This window comes from Enterococcus sp. DIV0712, assembly GCF_050554855.1.
GTDB lineage: Bacteria > Bacillota > Bacilli > Lactobacillales > Enterococcaceae > Enterococcus > Enterococcus faecalis.
The window spans coordinates 150,487-166,927 of record NZ_CP187333.1 but is presented as its reverse complement, the minus strand read 5'-3'; the positions used below and the strand labels follow the sequence as shown (position 1 = coordinate 166,927).

General features: G+C 39.4%; 24 protein-coding genes. 3 read left to right on the top strand and 21 right to left on the bottom strand.

All coding sequences use genetic code 11. The features are described from left to right. Window positions 1-26: 26 nt before the first annotated feature. The 21 genes from IGL42_RS00765 to rpsL form a co-directional block, all read right to left on the bottom strand. Window positions 27-212 (bottom strand): type Z 30S ribosomal protein S14, encoded by a 186-nt coding sequence (locus IGL42_RS00765; RefSeq protein WP_002356214.1) that lies wholly within the window; start codon window positions 210-212, stop codon window positions 27-29. 18 nt (window positions 213-230) lie between these two features. Beyond that, window positions 231-770 carry a 50S ribosomal protein L5 gene (gene rplE / locus IGL42_RS00760; protein WP_002356213.1) on the bottom strand — a complete coding sequence of 180 codons (540 nt, stop codon included), beginning with the start codon at window positions 768-770 and terminating at the stop codon, window positions 231-233. A gap of 25 nt (window positions 771-795) precedes the next feature. Continuing rightward, window positions 796-1,107: a 50S ribosomal protein L24 gene (gene rplX, locus IGL42_RS00755; protein WP_002356212.1), complete on the bottom strand. Its 312-nt coding sequence runs from the start codon at window positions 1,105-1,107 to the stop codon at window positions 796-798. A 35-nt stretch (window positions 1,108-1,142) separates the two neighbouring features. After that, a complete protein-coding gene (gene rplN / locus IGL42_RS00750; RefSeq protein ID WP_002356211.1) occupies window positions 1,143-1,511 on the bottom strand; it encodes a 50S ribosomal protein L14 in 369 nt (122 codons plus the stop codon). Between the two features lie 57 nt (window positions 1,512-1,568). Continuing rightward, complete coding sequence (rpsQ, locus tag IGL42_RS00745; protein ID WP_002359348.1) at window positions 1,569-1,835, bottom strand: 30S ribosomal protein S17; 267 nt, start codon at window positions 1,833-1,835, stop codon at window positions 1,569-1,571. Window positions 1,836-1,858: 23 nt separating this feature from the next. Further along, a complete protein-coding gene (gene rpmC, locus IGL42_RS00740) occupies window positions 1,859-2,047 on the bottom strand; it encodes a 50S ribosomal protein L29 (protein WP_002383858.1) in 189 nt (62 codons plus the stop codon). Then, window positions 2,037-2,471, bottom strand: coding sequence for a 50S ribosomal protein L16 (rplP, locus tag IGL42_RS00735; protein WP_002356208.1), 435 nt, complete (start codon window positions 2,469-2,471; stop codon window positions 2,037-2,039). Before rplP ends, rpmC begins: the two co-directional genes overlap by 11 nt. A 2-nt stretch (window positions 2,472-2,473) precedes the next feature. Continuing rightward, window positions 2,474-3,130: a 30S ribosomal protein S3 gene (gene rpsC, locus IGL42_RS00730; protein ID WP_002356207.1), complete on the bottom strand. Its 657-nt coding sequence runs from the start codon at window positions 3,128-3,130 to the stop codon at window positions 2,474-2,476. Window positions 3,131-3,196: 66 nt separating this feature from the next. Further along, window positions 3,197-3,544: a 50S ribosomal protein L22 gene (rplV, locus tag IGL42_RS00725; protein WP_002356206.1), complete on the bottom strand. Its 348-nt coding sequence runs from the start codon at window positions 3,542-3,544 to the stop codon at window positions 3,197-3,199. Between the two features lie 21 nt (window positions 3,545-3,565). Then, the gene (gene rpsS, locus IGL42_RS00720) at window positions 3,566-3,844 is read right to left on the bottom strand and encodes a 30S ribosomal protein S19 (RefSeq protein ID WP_002356205.1); all 279 of its coding nucleotides are present in this window, start codon (window positions 3,842-3,844) and stop codon (window positions 3,566-3,568) included. A 42-nt stretch (window positions 3,845-3,886) separates the two neighbouring features. Continuing rightward, window positions 3,887-4,717: a 50S ribosomal protein L2 gene (gene rplB / locus IGL42_RS00715; protein WP_002356204.1), complete on the bottom strand. Its 831-nt coding sequence runs from the start codon at window positions 4,715-4,717 to the stop codon at window positions 3,887-3,889. A 39-nt stretch (window positions 4,718-4,756) separates the two neighbouring features. Continuing rightward, a complete protein-coding gene (locus IGL42_RS00710) occupies window positions 4,757-5,047 on the bottom strand; it encodes a 50S ribosomal protein L23 (protein ID WP_002356203.1) in 291 nt (96 codons plus the stop codon). Beyond that, entirely contained in the window at window positions 5,047-5,670 is a 624-nt protein-coding gene (rplD, locus tag IGL42_RS00705) for a 50S ribosomal protein L4 (protein ID WP_002356200.1), read from the bottom strand. Before rplD ends, IGL42_RS00710 begins: the two co-directional genes overlap by 1 nt. A gap of 25 nt (window positions 5,671-5,695) precedes the next feature. After that, window positions 5,696-6,325 carry a 50S ribosomal protein L3 gene (rplC, locus tag IGL42_RS00700; RefSeq protein ID WP_002356199.1) on the bottom strand — a complete coding sequence of 210 codons (630 nt, stop codon included), beginning with the start codon at window positions 6,323-6,325 and terminating at the stop codon, window positions 5,696-5,698. Between the two features lie 21 nt (window positions 6,326-6,346). Further along, window positions 6,347-6,655: a 30S ribosomal protein S10 gene (rpsJ, locus tag IGL42_RS00695; RefSeq protein ID WP_002389727.1), complete on the bottom strand. Its 309-nt coding sequence runs from the start codon at window positions 6,653-6,655 to the stop codon at window positions 6,347-6,349. A gap of 348 nt (window positions 6,656-7,003) precedes the next feature. Then, complete coding sequence (locus IGL42_RS00690) at window positions 7,004-8,170, bottom strand: SAM-dependent methyltransferase (RefSeq protein WP_002391607.1); 1,167 nt, start codon at window positions 8,168-8,170, stop codon at window positions 7,004-7,006. Between the two features lie 270 nt (window positions 8,171-8,440). Further along, window positions 8,441-9,265, bottom strand: a complete 825-nt coding sequence (gene thiD, locus IGL42_RS00685; protein WP_010710977.1) for a bifunctional hydroxymethylpyrimidine kinase/phosphomethylpyrimidine kinase — start codon at window positions 9,263-9,265, stop codon at window positions 8,441-8,443. Between the two features lie 180 nt (window positions 9,266-9,445). Then, window positions 9,446-10,633: an elongation factor Tu gene (gene tuf, locus IGL42_RS00680; protein ID WP_002356194.1), complete on the bottom strand. Its 1,188-nt coding sequence runs from the start codon at window positions 10,631-10,633 to the stop codon at window positions 9,446-9,448. Window positions 10,634-10,783: 150 nt separating this feature from the next. Then, window positions 10,784-12,865 carry an elongation factor G gene (gene fusA / locus IGL42_RS00675; protein WP_002356192.1) on the bottom strand — a complete coding sequence of 694 codons (2,082 nt, stop codon included), beginning with the start codon at window positions 12,863-12,865 and terminating at the stop codon, window positions 10,784-10,786. An 83-nt stretch (window positions 12,866-12,948) separates the two neighbouring features. Beyond that, window positions 12,949-13,419: a 30S ribosomal protein S7 gene (gene rpsG, locus IGL42_RS00670; RefSeq protein WP_002356191.1), complete on the bottom strand. Its 471-nt coding sequence runs from the start codon at window positions 13,417-13,419 to the stop codon at window positions 12,949-12,951. A gap of 55 nt (window positions 13,420-13,474) precedes the next feature. Further along, the gene (gene rpsL, locus IGL42_RS00665; RefSeq protein WP_002356190.1) at window positions 13,475-13,888 is read right to left on the bottom strand and encodes a 30S ribosomal protein S12; all 414 of its coding nucleotides are present in this window, start codon (window positions 13,886-13,888) and stop codon (window positions 13,475-13,477) included. A 344-nt stretch (window positions 13,889-14,232) separates the two neighbouring features. On the opposite strand from rpsL, the gene rpiA reads away from it, so the two are divergent. The 3 genes from rpiA to gpmA all read left to right on the top strand — a co-directional run bounded on the left by rpiA (window position 14,233) and on the right by gpmA (window position 16,391). Next, window positions 14,233-14,913 (top strand): ribose-5-phosphate isomerase RpiA, encoded by a 681-nt coding sequence (rpiA, locus tag IGL42_RS00660; protein WP_002363468.1) that lies wholly within the window; start codon window positions 14,233-14,235, stop codon window positions 14,911-14,913. Window positions 14,914-14,954: 41 nt separating this feature from the next. After that, a complete protein-coding gene (locus IGL42_RS00655) occupies window positions 14,955-15,530 on the top strand; it encodes a recombinase family protein (RefSeq protein ID WP_002356188.1) in 576 nt (191 codons plus the stop codon). A gap of 174 nt (window positions 15,531-15,704) precedes the next feature. Then, window positions 15,705-16,391 (top strand): 2,3-diphosphoglycerate-dependent phosphoglycerate mutase, encoded by a 687-nt coding sequence (gene gpmA / locus IGL42_RS00650; RefSeq protein ID WP_002359343.1) that lies wholly within the window; start codon window positions 15,705-15,707, stop codon window positions 16,389-16,391. The last annotated feature ends 50 nt before the right edge of the window (window positions 16,392-16,441 follow it).

Below are 16,441 nucleotides of genomic sequence, written 5' to 3'. Positions count from 1 at the left end.
TACCTCCTTTATGCGAGTTTACTTGTTTACCAGCTAGCTTTCTTCACGCCGGGAATTTGACCTTTATAGGCAAGTTCGCGGAAGCAAATACGGCAAAGATGAAATTTACGATAAACTGAATGTGGACGTCCACAACGTTCACAACGAGTATAAGCTTGTGTTGAATGTTTAGCAGGACGTTTATTTTTAGCAATCATTGATTTTTTAGCCACGTAGTTCGCCTCCTTATATTATTTTTGGAATGGCATACCTAATTGTGCCAACAATTCGCGAGACTCTTCGTCAGTGTTCGCTGTTGTAACAATTACGATGTCCATACCGCGTACTTTATCTACTAAATCATAATCAACTTCTGGGAAGATTAATTGTTCTTTAATACCTAAAGTATAGTTACCACGACCATCGAAAGCTTTTTTGCTGACACCGTGGAAGTCACGTACACGAGGTAAAGAAACTGTTACTAATTTATCTAAAAATTCGTACATTCTTTCGCCGCGTAGCGTTACTTTCGCACCGATTGGCATTCCTTCACGTAAACGGAATCCAGCGATAGATTTTTTAGCTTTTGTGATAAGTGGTTTTTGACCAGTGATTAATGCTAATTCTTCAACAGCTTTGTCTAAGTTTTTAGCATTTGATACTGCATCACCCACACCCATGTTGATAACGATTTTATCAACTTTAGGTGTTTGCATAACTGAGCTGTAATTAAATTTTTCCACCAATGATGGTGTTACTTCTTTAATATATTTTTCTTTCAGGCGGTTCATTCAGTAAGCCCTCCTTCCGCAATTTTTATTTATCTAAAACTTCACCTGTTTTTTTAGAAACGCGGACTTTTTTGCCGTCGACTTCTTTAAACGCAACTTTAGTAGCTTCTCCGTTTGAAGGATCAATCACCATTACATTAGAAACATGAATTGGCGCTTCCACTTCAAGGATTCCACCTTGTGGGGCTGCTTGGTTTGGTTTTTGGTGTTTTTTAACGACGTTGACACCTTCAACGATAACTTTATCTTGTTTAGGAAACGCTGCTAAGACAACGCCTTCTTTGTTTTTATCTTTACCAGTGATAACTTTTACTTTATCGCCTTTTTTAACAAACATTACTGTTTCGCACCTCCTTTAACGTGGGCTCGAGATTATAATACTTCTGGTGCTAGAGAAACGATCTTCATGAAGTTGTTTTCACGTAATTCACGTGCAACTGGTCCGAAGATACGTGTTCCGCGTGGGCTTTTATCGTCACGGATAATTACCGCAGCATTTTCATCAAATTTGATGTAAGAACCGTCAGCACGACGAGCGCCAGATTTTGTACGAACGATAACGGCTTTAACTACTTCACCTTTTTTAACAACCCCACCTGGCGTTGCTTGTTTGACAGTAGCAACAATAACGTCACCGATGTTAGCAGTTTTACGACCAGATCCGCCTAGGACTTTGATCGTTAAAATTTCACGTGCGCCAGAATTGTCAGCGACTCTTAAACGACTTTCTTGTTGGATCACGATGTGTATCCCCCTTTCAGATTTTGTGCTTCAATCTATTAGGAAATTCTCGTTTTATTAGATAATAACTGCTTCTTCGACTACCTCTAGTAAACGGAAACGTTTTGTAGCTGATAATGGACGAGTTTCCATGATTTTTACGATGTCTCCAACTTTCGCTGTGTTGTTTTCATCATGCGCTTTATATTTTTTAGAATATTTCATACGTTTGCCATAGATAGGGTGGTTTTTCTTTGTTTCAACGACAACTGTGATTGTTTTATCCATTTTGTCTGATACCACGCGACCTTGGTAAACTTTACGTTGATTTCTTTCTTCAGTCATACGCGTTTGGCCTCCTTCCACTATTAGTTAGCTTGTTCACGCAATACTGTTTTGATGCGTGCAATCGATTGACGTACTTCTTTAATACGTGCAGTGTTTTCTAATTGACCTGTTGCTAATTGGAATCTTAAGTTGAACAATTCTTCTTTTAATTGTTTTTCTTTATCTAGCATTTCGGCAGTGGTTAATTCTCTGATTTCTTTAACCTTCATTCGATTCACCACCCATTTCCTCACGTTTTACGATCTTAGTTTTTACCGGCAATTTGTGAGATGCAAGACGAAGAGCTTCACGAGCTACTTCTTCAGGAACGCCTGCGATTTCAAACATGATTTTACCACGTTTAACTGGTGATACCCAGCCTTCTGGTGCCCCTTTACCTTTACCCATACGTACGCCGATAGCTTTACTTGTGTAAGACTTGTGAGGGAAAATTTTAATCCATACTTTCCCGCCACGTTTCATGTAACGAGTCATTGCAATACGGGCTGCTTCGATTTGACGGTTAGTAATCCAATGAGATTCAGTTGCTTGTAAACCCCATTCACCAAATGCTACTTCTTTTCCGCCTTTAGCTTCACCGCGCATTTTTCCGCGGAATTCACGACGGTGTTTTACACGTTTAGGTACTAACATGATTATTTCCCTCCTTTCTCAGTGTTTTTTTTCGTTGGAAGAATTTCTCCACGATAGATCCACACTTTAACTCCTAGTTTTCCGTAAGTAGTGTCCGCTTCTTCCCATGCGTAATCAATGTCCGCACGTAATGTGTGAAGTGGTACAGTTCCTTCAGAGTATCCTTCTGAACGAGCGATATCCGCACCGTTTAGACGACCTGATACTTGAGTTTTGATTCCTTTAGCGCCAGCACGCATTGCGCGTTGGATAGCTTGTTTTTGAGCACGACGGAAAGCAACACGGTTTTCTAATTGACGTGCAATTCCTTCGCCTACTAATTTTGCATCTAAATCTGGTTTTTTGATTTCAACGATGTTGATGTGAACTCGTTTGCCAGTTAATTTGTTTAATTCTTTTCTTAGGTTTTCGACTTCAGATCCGCCTTTACCGATAACCATACCTGGTTTAGCTGTGTGAATTGAAATGTTAACACGGTTTGCAGCGCGTTCGATTTCAATTGTAGATACAGCAGCATCAGCAAGTTTTGTTGCGATAAATTTACGGATTCTTAAATCTTCGTGTAAGAATTCAGCATACTCTTTTTCAGCATACCATTTCGCATCCCAGTCGCGGATGATGCCTACACGCATTCCAATTGGATGTACTTTTTGACCCACTGATTGTCCCTCCTCTTAAATGTTTAAGCTCTGTTTTCATAAAGAAAACAGCCTATTTCATGAGACTTATTTCTCTGTTACAACTACTGTGATGTGACTAGTACGTTTGTTGATTGGTGAAGCTGAACCTTTTGCACGAGGACGGAAACGTTTCATTGTTGGTCCTTCGTTAACAAATGCTTCAGATACGACTAAGCTTTCAACGTCTAAGTCAAAGTTGTTTTCTGCGTTAGCAACTGCTGACATTAAAACTTTTTCAATGATTCCAGCAGACTTGTTCGGTGTGAATTTCAAGATTGAAATTGCATCCGCAACGCTTTTCCCTCTGATAAGATCGATTACTAAACGTGCTTTACGAGGTGAAGTGCGAACTGTTTTTGCAGTTGCTTTAGCTGATGTAATTTGTTCTGACATTTGCATATCCTCCCCTCAAAATTAGCGTTTAGTTTTTTTATCGTCAGCAACGTGGCCACGATAAGTTCTAGTTGGTGCAAATTCACCTAATTTATGTCCTACCATGTCTTCTTGAATGTAAACAGGGACATGTTTCCGTCCATCATATACAGCGATTGTGAAACCTACGAATGATGGAAAAATTGTAGAGCGGCGAGACCAAGTTTTAATTACTTTTTTCTTTTCGGCACCTTGTTGTGCTTCGACCTTTTTCATCAAATGATCATCGACGAAAGGTCCTTTTTTTAAACTACGACCCATGGTGAACCTCCTCTCAAAATGTACGACACATGGTCAAAAAAATTATTTAGTACGACGACGAACGATAAGTTTGTCTGATTTAGCTTTTTTATTACGTGTTTTGTATCCAATTGCTGGTTGACCCCATGGAGATACTGGCGCTTTACGTCCAATTGGTGTTTTACCTTCACCACCACCGTGTGGGTGATCGTTAGGGTTCATTACGCTACCACGAACAGTTGGGCGTTTACGCATCCAACGAGAGCGGCCGGCTTTACCAATGTTGATTAATTCGTGTTGTTCGTTACCAACTGAACCGATTGTTGCACGGCAAGTTGCTAAGATCATACGAACTTCGCCAGAGTTTAAGCGGATTAATACGTATTTGCCTTCTTTACCAAGTACTTGCGCGCTTGTTCCAGCTGAACGGATTAATTGTCCACCTTTACCAGGTTTCATTTCAATGTTGTGGATAACTGTACCAACTGGAATGTTTTCCAATGGTAATGCGTTACCTACTTTAATATCTGCTTCTGGACCAGATACTAGGCGCATGCCTACTTCTAATCCTTTTGGTGCTAAGATGTATGCCTTAACCCCGTCTTCGTAATGAACTAACGCGATGTTAGCAGAACGGTTTGGATCGTACTCGATCGTTTTAACAACCGCTGCGACGTTATCTTTATTACGTTTGAAGTCAATCACACGGTATTGACGTTTGTGACCGCCACCTTGGTGACGAACCGTAATGCGACCGTTGTTGTTACGACCGGCATTGTTTTTTAATGGCTGTAACAATGATTTTTCTGGTGTTGAAGTTGTGATTTCAGCGAAATCAGAACTTGTCATGTTACGACGGCCATTTGTGGTAGGTTTGTACTTTTTAATCGCCACGTCTTATTTCCCTCCTACGTTGATATTGTTCAGGACTGCTTATTCAGCAGCTTCGAATAATTGAATTTCTTTTGAATCTTCAGTTAATGTAACGATCGCTTTGCGACGTTTTTTTGTATAACCTGCATATTTACCCATGCGTTTGAATTTTGGACGCACGTTTAAGATGTTTACGTTTGCTACTTTAACATCGAATGCTGATTCAACAGCTTGTTTTACTAAAGTTTTGTTTGCGCGAGTGTCCACTTCGAAAGTATATTTCTTTTCGTCCATAGCTAACATGGATTTTTCAGTGATCACTGGGCGTTTGATTACGTCTAGTAATTCCATTATGCAAGCACCTCCTCAATTTGAGTAAGAGCTGTTTGTGTTGCCAAGACTTTGTTAGCTGACACAACATCTAACACACTAACGTTATCAGAAGTTACTACAGAAACGTTTGGTAAGTTACGAGCTGATAAAGCTGCAAAGTCGTTACCATTTTCTAAAACAACTAATACTTTAGTATCGATAGACAAGTTAGCAAGAACTTGTTTGAATTCTTTTGTTTTTGGTGCATCGAAGCTTAAACCTTCTACTGCTACCAAGTTATTTTCAGCAACTTTGTCTGATAATACAGATTTCATTGCTAAGCGACGAACTTTTTTAGGAAGTTTGTAGCTGTATGAACGCGGTGTTGGTCCAAAGACTACGCCACCTCCACGCCATTGTGGTGAACGGATTGAACCTTGACGAGCACGACCAGTTCCTTTTTGACGCCATGGTTTGCGGCCACCGCCACGAACAGCGCTACGGTTTTTAACTGCGTGTGTTCCTTGTCTTAATGAAGCACGTTGCATGATGATTGCATCATAGACAACACTTTCATTAGGTTCGATTCCGAAGATTTCTTCATTTAAAGTGATTTCACCGTTTTGAGTTCCATCTTGTTTGAATAATGCTACATTCGGCATTCCTTAGTTCCTCCTTTCCCTACACTTATTTAGCTTTCACAGCTGATTTGATTGTGATTAAAGATTTTTTCGCTCCAGGAATGTTTCCTTTGATTAAGATAACATTTCTTTCTACGTCCACTTTAACAACTTCAAGGTTTTGAATTGTTACGCGGTCGCCACCCATACGGCCGGCTAGTCGTTTATTTTTAAATACACGGTTAGGCGCTACTGGACCCATTGACCCAGGACGACGGTGATAACGAGAACCATGAGACATAGGTCCGCGGCTTTGGCCGTGACGTTTGATTGCCCCTTGGAATCCTTTACCTTTCGTAGTACCTGTAACATCAACAACGTCTCCTGCTTGGAAAACATCTACTTTGATTTCTTTACCTACTTCATATTCTCCTAGCTCAACATTCTTGAATTCTTTAATGAAGCGCTTAGGAGCCGTGTTTGCTTTTGCAACATGACCTTTCGCAGGTTTGTTTGATAAAACTTCACGTTTGTCTTGGTAACCAACTTGGATAGCTTCGTATCCGTCAGTTTCAACAGTTTTTACTTGTAAAACTACGTTTGGCGTAGCTTCAACTACTGTTACTGGAATTAATTCACCAGACTCAGTAAAGATTTGTGTCATTCCCACTTTTTTCCCTAAGATTCCTTTGGTCATGAGTACACCTCCATCTTAATTTTATAGTTTGATTTCAATATTAACACCAGACGGTAAGTCAAGCTTCATTAGAGCGTCAACTGTTTTTGGTGTTGGGTTCACAATGTCAATTAGACGTTTGTGAGTACGCATTTCGAATTGTTCGCGAGAATCTTTGTATTTATGAGTCGCACGAATAACTGTGTAAAGTGAGCGTTCTGTTGGTAATGGAATCGGACCTGATACGTCAGCTCCAGTTCTTTTTGCTGTTTCCACAATTTTATCCGCTGATTGATCTAAAATACGGTGTTCATACGCTTTTAAACGGATACGAATTTTTTGTTTTGCCATCTTGTTCCCTCCTTCGCCTATTTTAAAAGTAGACATAGCTCCACGAAAATTTATCCGGCATGCTCGTTCATGGCAAAGCGTCCGAGCGTGTCGCAACCTCTCGCTTCACAGCCGGCAAATCAAATCGTTGATCTACCAATGCTTTTTACACTCCTGTAAACAGCACCTTTTTGATTATACTATGAAAGGATAGTGTTAGCAAGGATTTTCTGCGTTTTTTTGAAAGAATTTTTTCTTGTTTTGAAAAGCATTTGTTTTGTTTTTCAATTCTTTTCATTCTATTTTTATAAAAAAAGAATTTGAGATTCCTTTTTTACCAGAATCTCAAATTCTCTCTTTTTTATTCTATTAACCAATCCGGCGCATTGGAATATCATTGTTATCTGGATGAACCAATAAATATTGAATAACATCAATATTGCTTGCTTGGAATGAGGCTGCACATGCTTGCAAATATAAGTCCCACATTCGATAGAAGCGCTCGCCTTTTTCGTCAACAATTTCTGCTTCTATATTATGGAAGTTTTTTGTCCAATGTTCCAACGTCAATTGATAATCTCTGCGCAAACTTTCCAAGTCAATCACTTGCAAGTCGTTTTCTGTCATATGGCCGACTAGCTCAGTGACACCAGGAATATAGCCACCCGGGAAAATATAACGATTAATCCAAGCATTTTTAGCCCCACCTTGTTGGCGACTGATCCCATGAATTAACGCCGTACCTTTAGGCGCTAAATTCCGCTGAACGACGTCAAAATATTCATGTAGATTTTCCGCACCGACATGTTCAAACATCCCAACACTCGTAATATGGTCAAAAGACTCTCCTTTTAAATCACGATAATCCATCAATTTGACAGTCATTCGATCTTGTAGACCTTCTTTTTCTATAATATGGCGAATATGATGAAATTGCTCTTCACTTAATGTAATCCCAGTTGCTTTGGCTCCATATTCTTTCACCGCAGTTAAAATTAACGTGCCCCAGCCGCAGCCAATATCCAGTAAAGTGTCGCCCTCTTTGATAAACAATTTATCTAAAATATGATGAACTTTATTCACTTGCGCTTGTTCTAATGTATCTTCAGGCGTTTTAAAATAAGCACATGAATACGTCATTGTTTGGTCAAGCCATTTTTTGTAAAAATCATTTCCTAGATCGTAATGGCTGTGAATATCCTCTTGCGAACGTTTTTTTGAATGACTTTCTTTAGGAAGCCATTTAATAAATTTAGCATTGTGTAAAAAGCTATCCTTTTGGTTATACACATCATAAATCAATGCTTGGATATCGCCTTCGATTTCAATTTTGCGATCCATGTAGGCTTCCCCTAAAGTTAACGAAGCGTTATTCAGTAAATCCTTCACAGGAATTTTTTCATTGAATACAATTTTAAAAACCGGATCCCCCGACCCTTGCCCATACTCTTTGACGGTACCATCCCAGTATGTGACTTGTGTCTTTTTTGAAAAAGACCATTTAAACAGTTGACTGTACGTTTCTTTTTCTAACATTGCATTCCCTCCATTAAATACCATTTGAAGCCAAAACAAAAAGAAGTCGCTTTCCGGTAGTTCGTCAAAACAAACACCACAGTCCGTTCTAAACTGAAGCACAGAAAAGTTATCACCCCTTCTATGTTCCGCTTCTTTTTTGCAATTACAGTTCTATTCTACTCCTCTTTTAAAAATTTGAACATTCTTTTAACGTAATACCTACTATTGTTATTCTTTATCACAAAAAAACTAGAGCCAGTCCTTGACAGACTCCTCTAGTTCTAAATATTATTCTTTCTTACGCATCCGTTGTTCCGCATGAGTGTATGCGCCATGCCACACGTGCCCCACATAAGGATTAACTTGAATACCGTGTTTAATCGCCGCCGCTACAAATTTTTTTGCTAAAGTTACTGCTTCTAACACCGAATAACCTTTCGCCAAGCCAGCTGTGATTGCCGCTGAAAAAGTACAACCTGCACCATGATTATAATCAGTAGGATATAATTCATTTTCCAAAAGATGCGCGGTGTGACCATCGTAAAACAAGTCCAGTGCTTTTTCACCAGCTAAGCGATGTCCCCCTTTAACCACGACATGCTTGGCTCCCATTTGTACAATTCGTTTTGCCGCTTCTTCCATCTCCGCCACGGAAGAAATTTCGCCTAAACCAGATAAGATGCCCGCTTCAATTAAATTAGGCGTGGCAACTAATGCTAATGGCAGTAAATCGTTTTTTAGGCCTTCCACACTTTTGGGTTGCAGAATTTGTGCCGTTCCCTTACAAGCAATGACTGGGTCAATCACGACTTTTTGAATTTTCTCTTGTTTAATGTATTTGCTAGCCATTTTAATATTTTGTTCATTGCCCATCATCCCTGTTTTCAAGGCCGCTACTGGGCCGCCTGCAAAAACCGAAATCAATTGTTTTTCTAAGAGCATTTCTGGCAATTCAGTTACTTCATGTGACCAGCCTGTCGTAGGATCCATCGTCACAATCGAGGTTAAACTTGAAAATCCAAAAACTCCATACTCTTCAAATGTTTTTAAATCTGCTTGAATCCCTGCCCCTCCAGTTGAATCGGAGCCTGCAATCGTCAATACTTTTTCCATTAAATCACCTAACCTTTTTCTCCAAGTATACGGAAGAAACAAGTCTGCTAAAACAGCCAATTGGCTTATTTTTTAGCCAGCCAATTTCTAAACAAAAAAAGACCAGAGAATAAATTCTCTGGTCTTACGTCCGAATACCCCAGTTTTTTACGCTGGTTAAAACTATAGTTAAAAAGTTAATTATTTAACGATTTCAGTAACAACGCCTGAACCTACAGTACGTCCGCCTTCACGAATAGAGAAACGAGTTCCGTCTTCGATAGCGATTGGGTGAATTAATTCAACGTCCATAGCAACGTTATCACCAGGCATTACCATTTCAGTACCTTCTGGCAATTCTACAACACCAGTAACGTCTGTTGTACGGAAGTAGAATTGAGGACGGTAGTTAGTGAAGAATGGAGTGTGACGTCCGCCTTCTTCTTTTGATAATACGTATACTTCAGCTTTGAATTTTGTGTGTGGAGTGATTGTAGCTGGTTTAGCTAATACTTGTCCACGTTCGATATCTTCACGTGCTACACCACGTAATAAAGCACCGATGTTGTCGCCTGCTTCAGCGTAGTCTAATAATTTACGGAACATTTCAACACCTGTAACAGTTGTTTTAGATGTTTCGTCTTTAATACCAACGATTTCAACTTCGTCACCAACGCGAACTTCACCACGTTCAACACGGCCTGTAGCAACAGTACCACGTCCAGTGATTGAGAATACGTCTTCGACTGGCATCATGAATGGTTTGTCAGTATCACGTTCTGGAGTTGGGATATATTCGTCAACTGCAGCCATTAATTCTAAGATTTTTTCTTCATAAGACTCGTCGCCTTCTAAAGCTTTCAAAGCAGAACCTGCGATAACTGGAACATCATCGCCTGGGAAATCGTATTCTGATAATAAGTCACGAACTTCCATTTCTACTAATTCTAATAATTCTTCGTCATCAACCATATCCATTTTGTTTAAGAATACAACGATGTATGGTACACCAACGTTACGTGATAATAAGATATGTTCACGTGTTTGAGGCATAGGACCATCAGCAGCAGAAACTACTAAGATAGCTCCGTCCATTTGAGCAGCACCAGTGATCATGTTTTTAACGTAGTCCGCGTGTCCTGGGCAGTCAACGTGTGCATAGTGACGAGTTTCAGTTTCATATTCGATATGAGAAGTGTTGATTGTGATTCCACGTTCTTTTTCTTCTGGAGCGTTATCGATAGAATCGTAGCTTTGTGCTTCCCCGCCACCGTGTTTTGATAATACAGTAGCAATTGCAGCTGTTAATGTAGTTTTACCATGGTCAACGTGTCCGATAGTACCAATGTTAACATGGGATTTAGAACGGTCAAATTTTTCTTTTGCCATTTTGAATGTTCCTCCTAAAAATATAAATTTTATTGTTTGTTTTATATGTGATAGACGTTACTAAAAATCGTCTGATCATCATAAGCTATTTTACACGAAATCTTGAAAAAAGGATAGTTCTAAAAACAAACCTTTTATTCTCAAGGAAAATTATGCGTTGCCGCCGTTTTTCTTGATGATTTCTTCTTGAACAGACTTAGGTACGTCTTCATAGTGGTCAAATACCATCATAAATGTACCGCGTCCTTGTGTTGCTGAACGTAATGTTGTAGCATAACCAAACATTTCAGCTAAAGGTACCATCGCATTAACGATTTGAGAGTTACCGTGTGCTTCCATACCTTCAACACGTCCACGACGACTTGTTACGTGTCCCATGATATCACCTAAGTAATCTTCAGGAACAGTAATTGTAACTTTCATCATTGGTTCTAAAATAACTGGGTTTGCATTTTTAGCCGCAGCTTTCAATGCCATAGAAGCAGCTACACGGAAGGCCGTTTCATTTGAATCGACATCGTGGTATGAACCATCGTAAAGTTTTGCTTTGATATCAACTAATGGATAACCAGCAAGAACACCGTTGTTCATAGAGTCTTCTAACCCTTTTTCAACTGCTGGGATGTATTCACGAGGAACCACACCACCGACAATTGCGTTTTCAAACTCGAAGCCTTTACCTTCTTCATTTGGTGTAAATTCAACCCATACGTGACCGTATTGTCCTTTACCACCAGACTGACGAACGAATTTACCTTCTGCTTTAGTCGCAGCACGGAATGTTTCGCGGTAAGATACTTGAGGAGCACCTACGTTAGCTTCAACTTTGAATTCACGTTTCATACGGTCTACTAAAACGTCTAAGTGCAATTCACCCATACCAGAGATAACTGTTTCACCAGTTTCAACGTTTGTTTCAACGCGGAATGATGGATCTTCTTCAGCAAGTTTTTGTAGAGCCACGCCCATTTTATCTTGGTCAGCTTTTGATTTAGGTTCAACAGCGACTTGGATAACTGGGTCAGGGAATTCAATAGATTCAAGAATAACTGGTGCATCTAATGCACATAATGTATCACCAGTTGTTGTGTCTTTTAGACCAACAGCAGCAGCGATATCACCAGAGTACACTTTGTCAATTTCTTGACGAGTGTTGGCGTGCATTTGTAGGATACGACCGATACGTTCTTTTTTGCCTTTTGAAGCGTTCAATACGTATGAACCACTTTCAAGGACACCAGAATAAACACGGAAGAAAGTTAAACGACCTACGAATGGGTCAGTCATAACTTTAAATGCTAATGAAGCGAAAGGTGCTTCGTCATCAGCTGGACGAGTTGTTTCTTCGTCTGTTTTAGTATCGATCCCTTTGATAGCATCGATATCTAATGGAGATGGTAAGTAATCAAGAACAGCGTCCAACATTAATTGAACCCCTTTATTCTTGAATGCTGAACCAGCTAATACAGGGAAGAACTCAACGTTGATTGTTGCTTGACGGATACCAGCGACTAATTCTTCTTCAGTGATTTCTTCACCTTCAAGATATTTCATCATTAAGTCTTCGTCAGTTTCAGCAACAGCTTCAACTAATTTTTCGCGCCATTCTTGCGCTTTTTCTAAATAATCTTCAGGAATATCAGTTTCTTGAATATCTGTTCCCAAATCATTTGTGTAGATTTCAGCTTTCATTTTAATCAAGTCAATGATTCCAGTGAAGTCTTCTTCAGCTCCGATTGGAATTTGAATTGGATGAGCGTTTGCTTGTAAACGATCATGTAATGATTCTACTGAATAGAAGAAGTCCGCACCGATTTTATCCATTTTGTTACAGAATACAATACGAGGAACTTTATATTCAGTCGCTTGACGCCAAACAGTTTCTGTTTGAGGTTCTACACCTGATTGAGAGTCAAGAACTGTTACCGCACCATCTAATACGCGTAAAGAACGTTGTACTTCAATTGTGAAGTCCACGTGTCCTGGAGTATCGATGATATTTACACGGTAGCCTTTCCACTGTGCAGTTGTCGCAGCGGATGTAATCGTGATACCACGTTCTTGTTCTTGTTCCATCCAGTCCATTTGTGAAGCACCTTCATGGGTTTCACCGATTTTATGGATTTTACCAGTGTAGTACAAGATACGCTCAGTTGTTGTTGTTTTACCAGCATCAACGTGGGCCATGATACCAATGTTACGAGTTTTTTCAAGTGAAAATTCTCTTGCCATTTTGTATGTTTACTCCTCTCTTTATTTAAATCGATTGTAAATTGACTTTCTGCTGCCACTTTACGCGACAGACAGAGAGGATCTTACCAACGATAATGAGCAAATGCGCGGTTTGCGTCTGCCATTTTGTGTGTGTCTTCGCGTTTTTTAACAGAAGCGCCAGTGTTGTTAGCAGCATCCATGATTTCTTTCGCTAGACGTTCTTCCATTGTGTGTTCACCACGTAGACGTGCGTAGTTAACTACCCAACGTAAACCTAAAGTTGTACGACGTTCTGGACGAACTTCAACTGGTACTTGGTAGTTAGAACCCCCAACACGACGTGCTTTAACTTCAAGAACAGGCATAACGTTTTTCATTGCTTGTTCAAAAACTTCCAATGGATCGTTACCTGTAGATTCTTTGATGATATCAAATGAATTATAGATAATGTTAGCAGCAATCCCGCGTTTACCGTCAACCATTACACGGTTGATTAAGCGAGTTACTAATTTTGAGTTATAAATTGGATCTGGTAAAACATCACGTTTTGCAACAGGACCTTTACGAGGCATCCGTAACTCCTCCTTCCGAAATATGATTTTTCAAGTTGTTATTGTCTTATTATAATTAAGCTTTAGGACGTTTTGTACCGTATTTAGAGCGGCTTTGTTTACGGTCGTTAACACCGGCAGTATCAAGCGCACCACGAACGATATGGTAACGTACCCCTGGTAAGTCTTTTACACGTCCACCACGTAATAATACCACGCTGTGTTCTTGTAAGTTGTGACCGATACCTGGGATATAAGCTGTAACTTCGATTAAGTTTGACAAACGAACACGGGCATATTTACGTAAAGCTGAGTTCGGTTTTTTAGGTGTCATCGTACCCACACGTGTACAAACTCCACGTTTTTGCGGAGAGTTAACGTTTGTTTGAGTTTTCTTAAAACTGTTATATCCTTTGTTTAAGGCTGGTGAATCAGATTTTTCTACTTTAGATTTACGAGGTTTACGTACTAATTGGTTAATTGTAGGCATTCCTTGTTCTCCTCCTTCCTTACTTCGCTTCTAGTTCCACACATCCAGGTGGTTCTTTTTTCGCGATAAAAAATAATGCAATCTCTGCACTCTTTATCAAATATGCTTTGATAGACAGTCAGCACGTCCCTATAAGGAACCTGTAGATAAAGCACCTTTGTTAGGATACCACGATAAGTATCAGCTGTCAACCCTCTTCTTTCGCCTTTCGAAAAAAAGCTTTTCCTTCTATTTAAACGTACTTTTCCTTTAAAAATTTTTATGACTTTTTCAAAAACTTTCTATCTTTTTTAGTTAAATAACGGTACAATATCTTTGACTATTGAAGGGGGCGGAAAACAGCGATGAATCTGAAACAAATGGTAGGAATCGAAGCTGCAAAATATGTAGAAGACGGCATGATTGTCGGTTTGGGTACTGGCTCAACAGCAAAATTTATGGTAGACGAAATTGGTCGTCGCGTAAAAGAAGAAGGATTGTCAATCGTAGGGGTTACTACTTCAAAAGAAACAGAGAAACAAGCCTTGGCCTTGGGCATTCCTTTAAAAAGTATTGATGAGGTTCCGTATGTGGATCTTACGATTGATGGCGCCGATGAAATCAGCGCTGATTTTCAAGGAATCAAAGGCGGTGGCGCTGCCTTACTTTTTGAAAAAATTGTGGCCACTTATTCAAAGAAATGTATTTGGATTGTGGATAAATCAAAAATGGTGGACGATTTAGGGGCTTTCCCGCTTCCAGTTGAGGTTGTTCCTTATGGCAGCCGCCAACTAGTGCATTTATTTGAAGAAAAAGGCTATCACCCAACACTTCGTTTAAACGCTGCTGGCGAAACATTAATAACAGATGGAGGCCACCATATCATCGATTTGCATTTAGAAAAAATTACAGATCCAGAAGCTTTGGGTTCTTATTTAGACAACTTGGTTGGCGTCGTTGAACACGGCTTATTTTTAAATATGGTTTCTATGGTAATCGTCGGTTATGAAGATGGACCGAAAACCTTACATGTTCCCGCACGTTAAGAATGTGTGAAAAAAGATTATTTATATAGGAAGGATAATATATGAAACGAATTGGTTATGCACGCACAACTATTATTGAAGACGATTTAAAAAATCAACTAACCACTCTCCAATCGTTTGGTTGTGATGATATTTTCCAAGAGACATTTGATCCTCAAGCGGAGATCAGTGTCTTAGACGAAGTCGAAAAACTTCTTTCTGCTGGGGATACACTTATTGTTTGTAAATTGCACCATTTAGGTAAAACAACCCGCCAATTAACAGACTTTATGAAAATGTTAAAGGAAAAACAAGTTGATTTTGTCAGCATTTCAGAAGGAATTGATACTCACCTTCCAACAGGTGAAGCCTATTTCCAATTAATGGAGAGCTTATCTGCGATGGAATGTGCACTAATTAAAGAACGAACACTCGTTGGGCTCCACAAAGCTCGTGAAAACGGAAAAGTAGGTGGACGTCCAAAAATCGATGGACGCACCGTCCGCAAAATCCGTGCATTATATTATGAAAACAAAGAAACAATCCAATTTATTTCTAATAAATGCGGCGTTTCGGTGGGCACTTGTTATAAGTACATCAATTTACCTGAGACAGATGTCGAACGGCTGTATTCCTAAGAATAAAAAAGAAGTCCTTCAGATGGGGCTTCTTTTTTGATTCGATTTCACTCTAATTTTTCAGCAACTTTCACGTTTTTTTACTATTTTCCATTGGAAATCTTGCGCAAAACGGTGTACAATAAACGTGGAAATCTTATTTTCAGAAAACTAAACTCAAAGGAGAGCTTATACATGCCAAAATTAGTTTTTTCTCGTCATGGACTTAGCGAATGGAATGCCTTAAACCAATTTACTGGATGGGCTGACGTAGATTTAGCACCTGAAGGTGTTGAAGAAGCAAAAGAAGGCGGCCGTAAAATTAAAGAAGCAGGCATCGAATTCGACGTTGCTTATACTTCTGTTTTAACTCGTGCCATCAAAACTTGTAACTATTTACTAGAATACTCAGATCAATTATGGGTGCCTCAAATCAAATCTTGGCGCTTAAACGAACGTCACTATGGTAAATTACAAGGACTAAACAAAAAAGAAACTGCTGAAAAATACGGAGACGAACAAGTCCACATCTGGCGTCGTTCTTACGATACTCTTCCTCCATTAATGGAAGCAACAGATGAAGGTTCTGCAGCAAACGACCGTCGTTATGCAATGTTAGACCAACGCGATATTCCTGGTGGCGAAAACTTGAAAGTTACTTTGGAACGTGCATTACCATTCTGGCAAGATGAAATTGCGCCAGCTTTAAAAGACAACAAAACTGTCTTAGTAGCGGCTCATGGTAATTCATTACGTGCTTTAGCTAAACACATCGAAGGCATTTCTGATGAAGATATTATGGATCTTGAAATCCCAACAGGTAAACCATTAGTTTATGAATTAAACGATGATTTAACTGTGAAAGAAAAATACTACTTATAAGAACTTGTTTTTTATTAACAAAAGCGGTTTGCCAAGGCAAACCGCTTTTT

Excerpts from the sequence above, each read along its gene's own strand:
- rplE (WP_002356213.1), bottom strand. The coding sequence starts at position 770 with ATGAACCGCCTGAAAGAAAAATATATTAAAGAAGTAACACCATCATTG.
- rplX (WP_002356212.1), bottom strand. The coding sequence starts at position 1,107 with ATGTTTGTTAAAAAAGGCGATAAAGTAAAAGTTATCACTGGTAAAGAT.
- rpsQ (WP_002359348.1), bottom strand. The coding sequence starts at position 1,835 with ATGACTGAAGAAAGAAATCAACGTAAAGTTTACCAAGGTCGCGTGGTA.
- rpmC (WP_002383858.1), bottom strand. The coding sequence starts at position 2,047 with ATGAAGGTTAAAGAAATCAGAGAATTAACCACTGCCGAAATGCTAGAT.
- rplP (WP_002356208.1), bottom strand. The coding sequence starts at position 2,471 with ATGTTAGTACCTAAACGTGTAAAACACCGTCGTGAATTCCGCGGAAAA.
- rplV (WP_002356206.1), bottom strand. The coding sequence starts at position 3,544 with ATGTCAGAACAAATTACATCAGCTAAAGCAACTGCAAAAACAGTTCGC.
- rpsS (WP_002356205.1), bottom strand. The coding sequence starts at position 3,844 with ATGGGTCGTAGTTTAAAAAAAGGACCTTTCGTCGATGATCATTTGATG.
- IGL42_RS00710 (WP_002356203.1), bottom strand. The coding sequence starts at position 5,047 with ATGGAATTACTAGACGTAATCAAACGCCCAGTGATCACTGAAAAATCC.
- rplD (WP_002356200.1), bottom strand. The coding sequence starts at position 5,670 with ATGCCGAATGTAGCATTATTCAAACAAGATGGAACTCAAAACGGTGAA.
- rplC (WP_002356199.1), bottom strand. The coding sequence starts at position 6,325 with ATGACCAAAGGAATCTTAGGGAAAAAAGTGGGAATGACACAAATCTTT.
- rpsJ (WP_002389727.1), bottom strand. The coding sequence starts at position 6,655 with ATGGCAAAACAAAAAATTCGTATCCGTTTAAAAGCGTATGAACACCGT.
- IGL42_RS00690 (WP_002391607.1), bottom strand. The coding sequence starts at position 8,170 with ATGTTAGAAAAAGAAACGTACAGTCAACTGTTTAAATGGTCTTTTTCA.
- thiD (WP_010710977.1), bottom strand. The coding sequence starts at position 9,265 with ATGGAAAAAGTATTGACGATTGCAGGCTCCGATTCAACTGGAGGGGCA.
- tuf (WP_002356194.1), bottom strand. The coding sequence starts at position 10,633 with ATGGCAAAAGAAAAATTTGACCGTTCTAAATCCCATGTTAACATTGGT.
- fusA (WP_002356192.1), bottom strand. The coding sequence starts at position 12,865 with ATGGCAAGAGAATTTTCACTTGAAAAAACTCGTAACATTGGTATCATG.
- rpsG (WP_002356191.1), bottom strand. The coding sequence starts at position 13,419 with ATGCCTCGTAAAGGTCCTGTTGCAAAACGTGATGTTTTACCAGATCCA.
- rpsL (WP_002356190.1), bottom strand. The coding sequence starts at position 13,888 with ATGCCTACAATTAACCAATTAGTACGTAAACCTCGTAAATCTAAAGTA.
- rpiA (WP_002363468.1), top strand. The coding sequence starts at position 14,233 with ATGAATCTGAAACAAATGGTAGGAATCGAAGCTGCAAAATATGTAGAA.
- IGL42_RS00655 (WP_002356188.1), top strand. The coding sequence starts at position 14,955 with ATGAAACGAATTGGTTATGCACGCACAACTATTATTGAAGACGATTTA.
- gpmA (WP_002359343.1), top strand. The coding sequence starts at position 15,705 with ATGCCAAAATTAGTTTTTTCTCGTCATGGACTTAGCGAATGGAATGCC.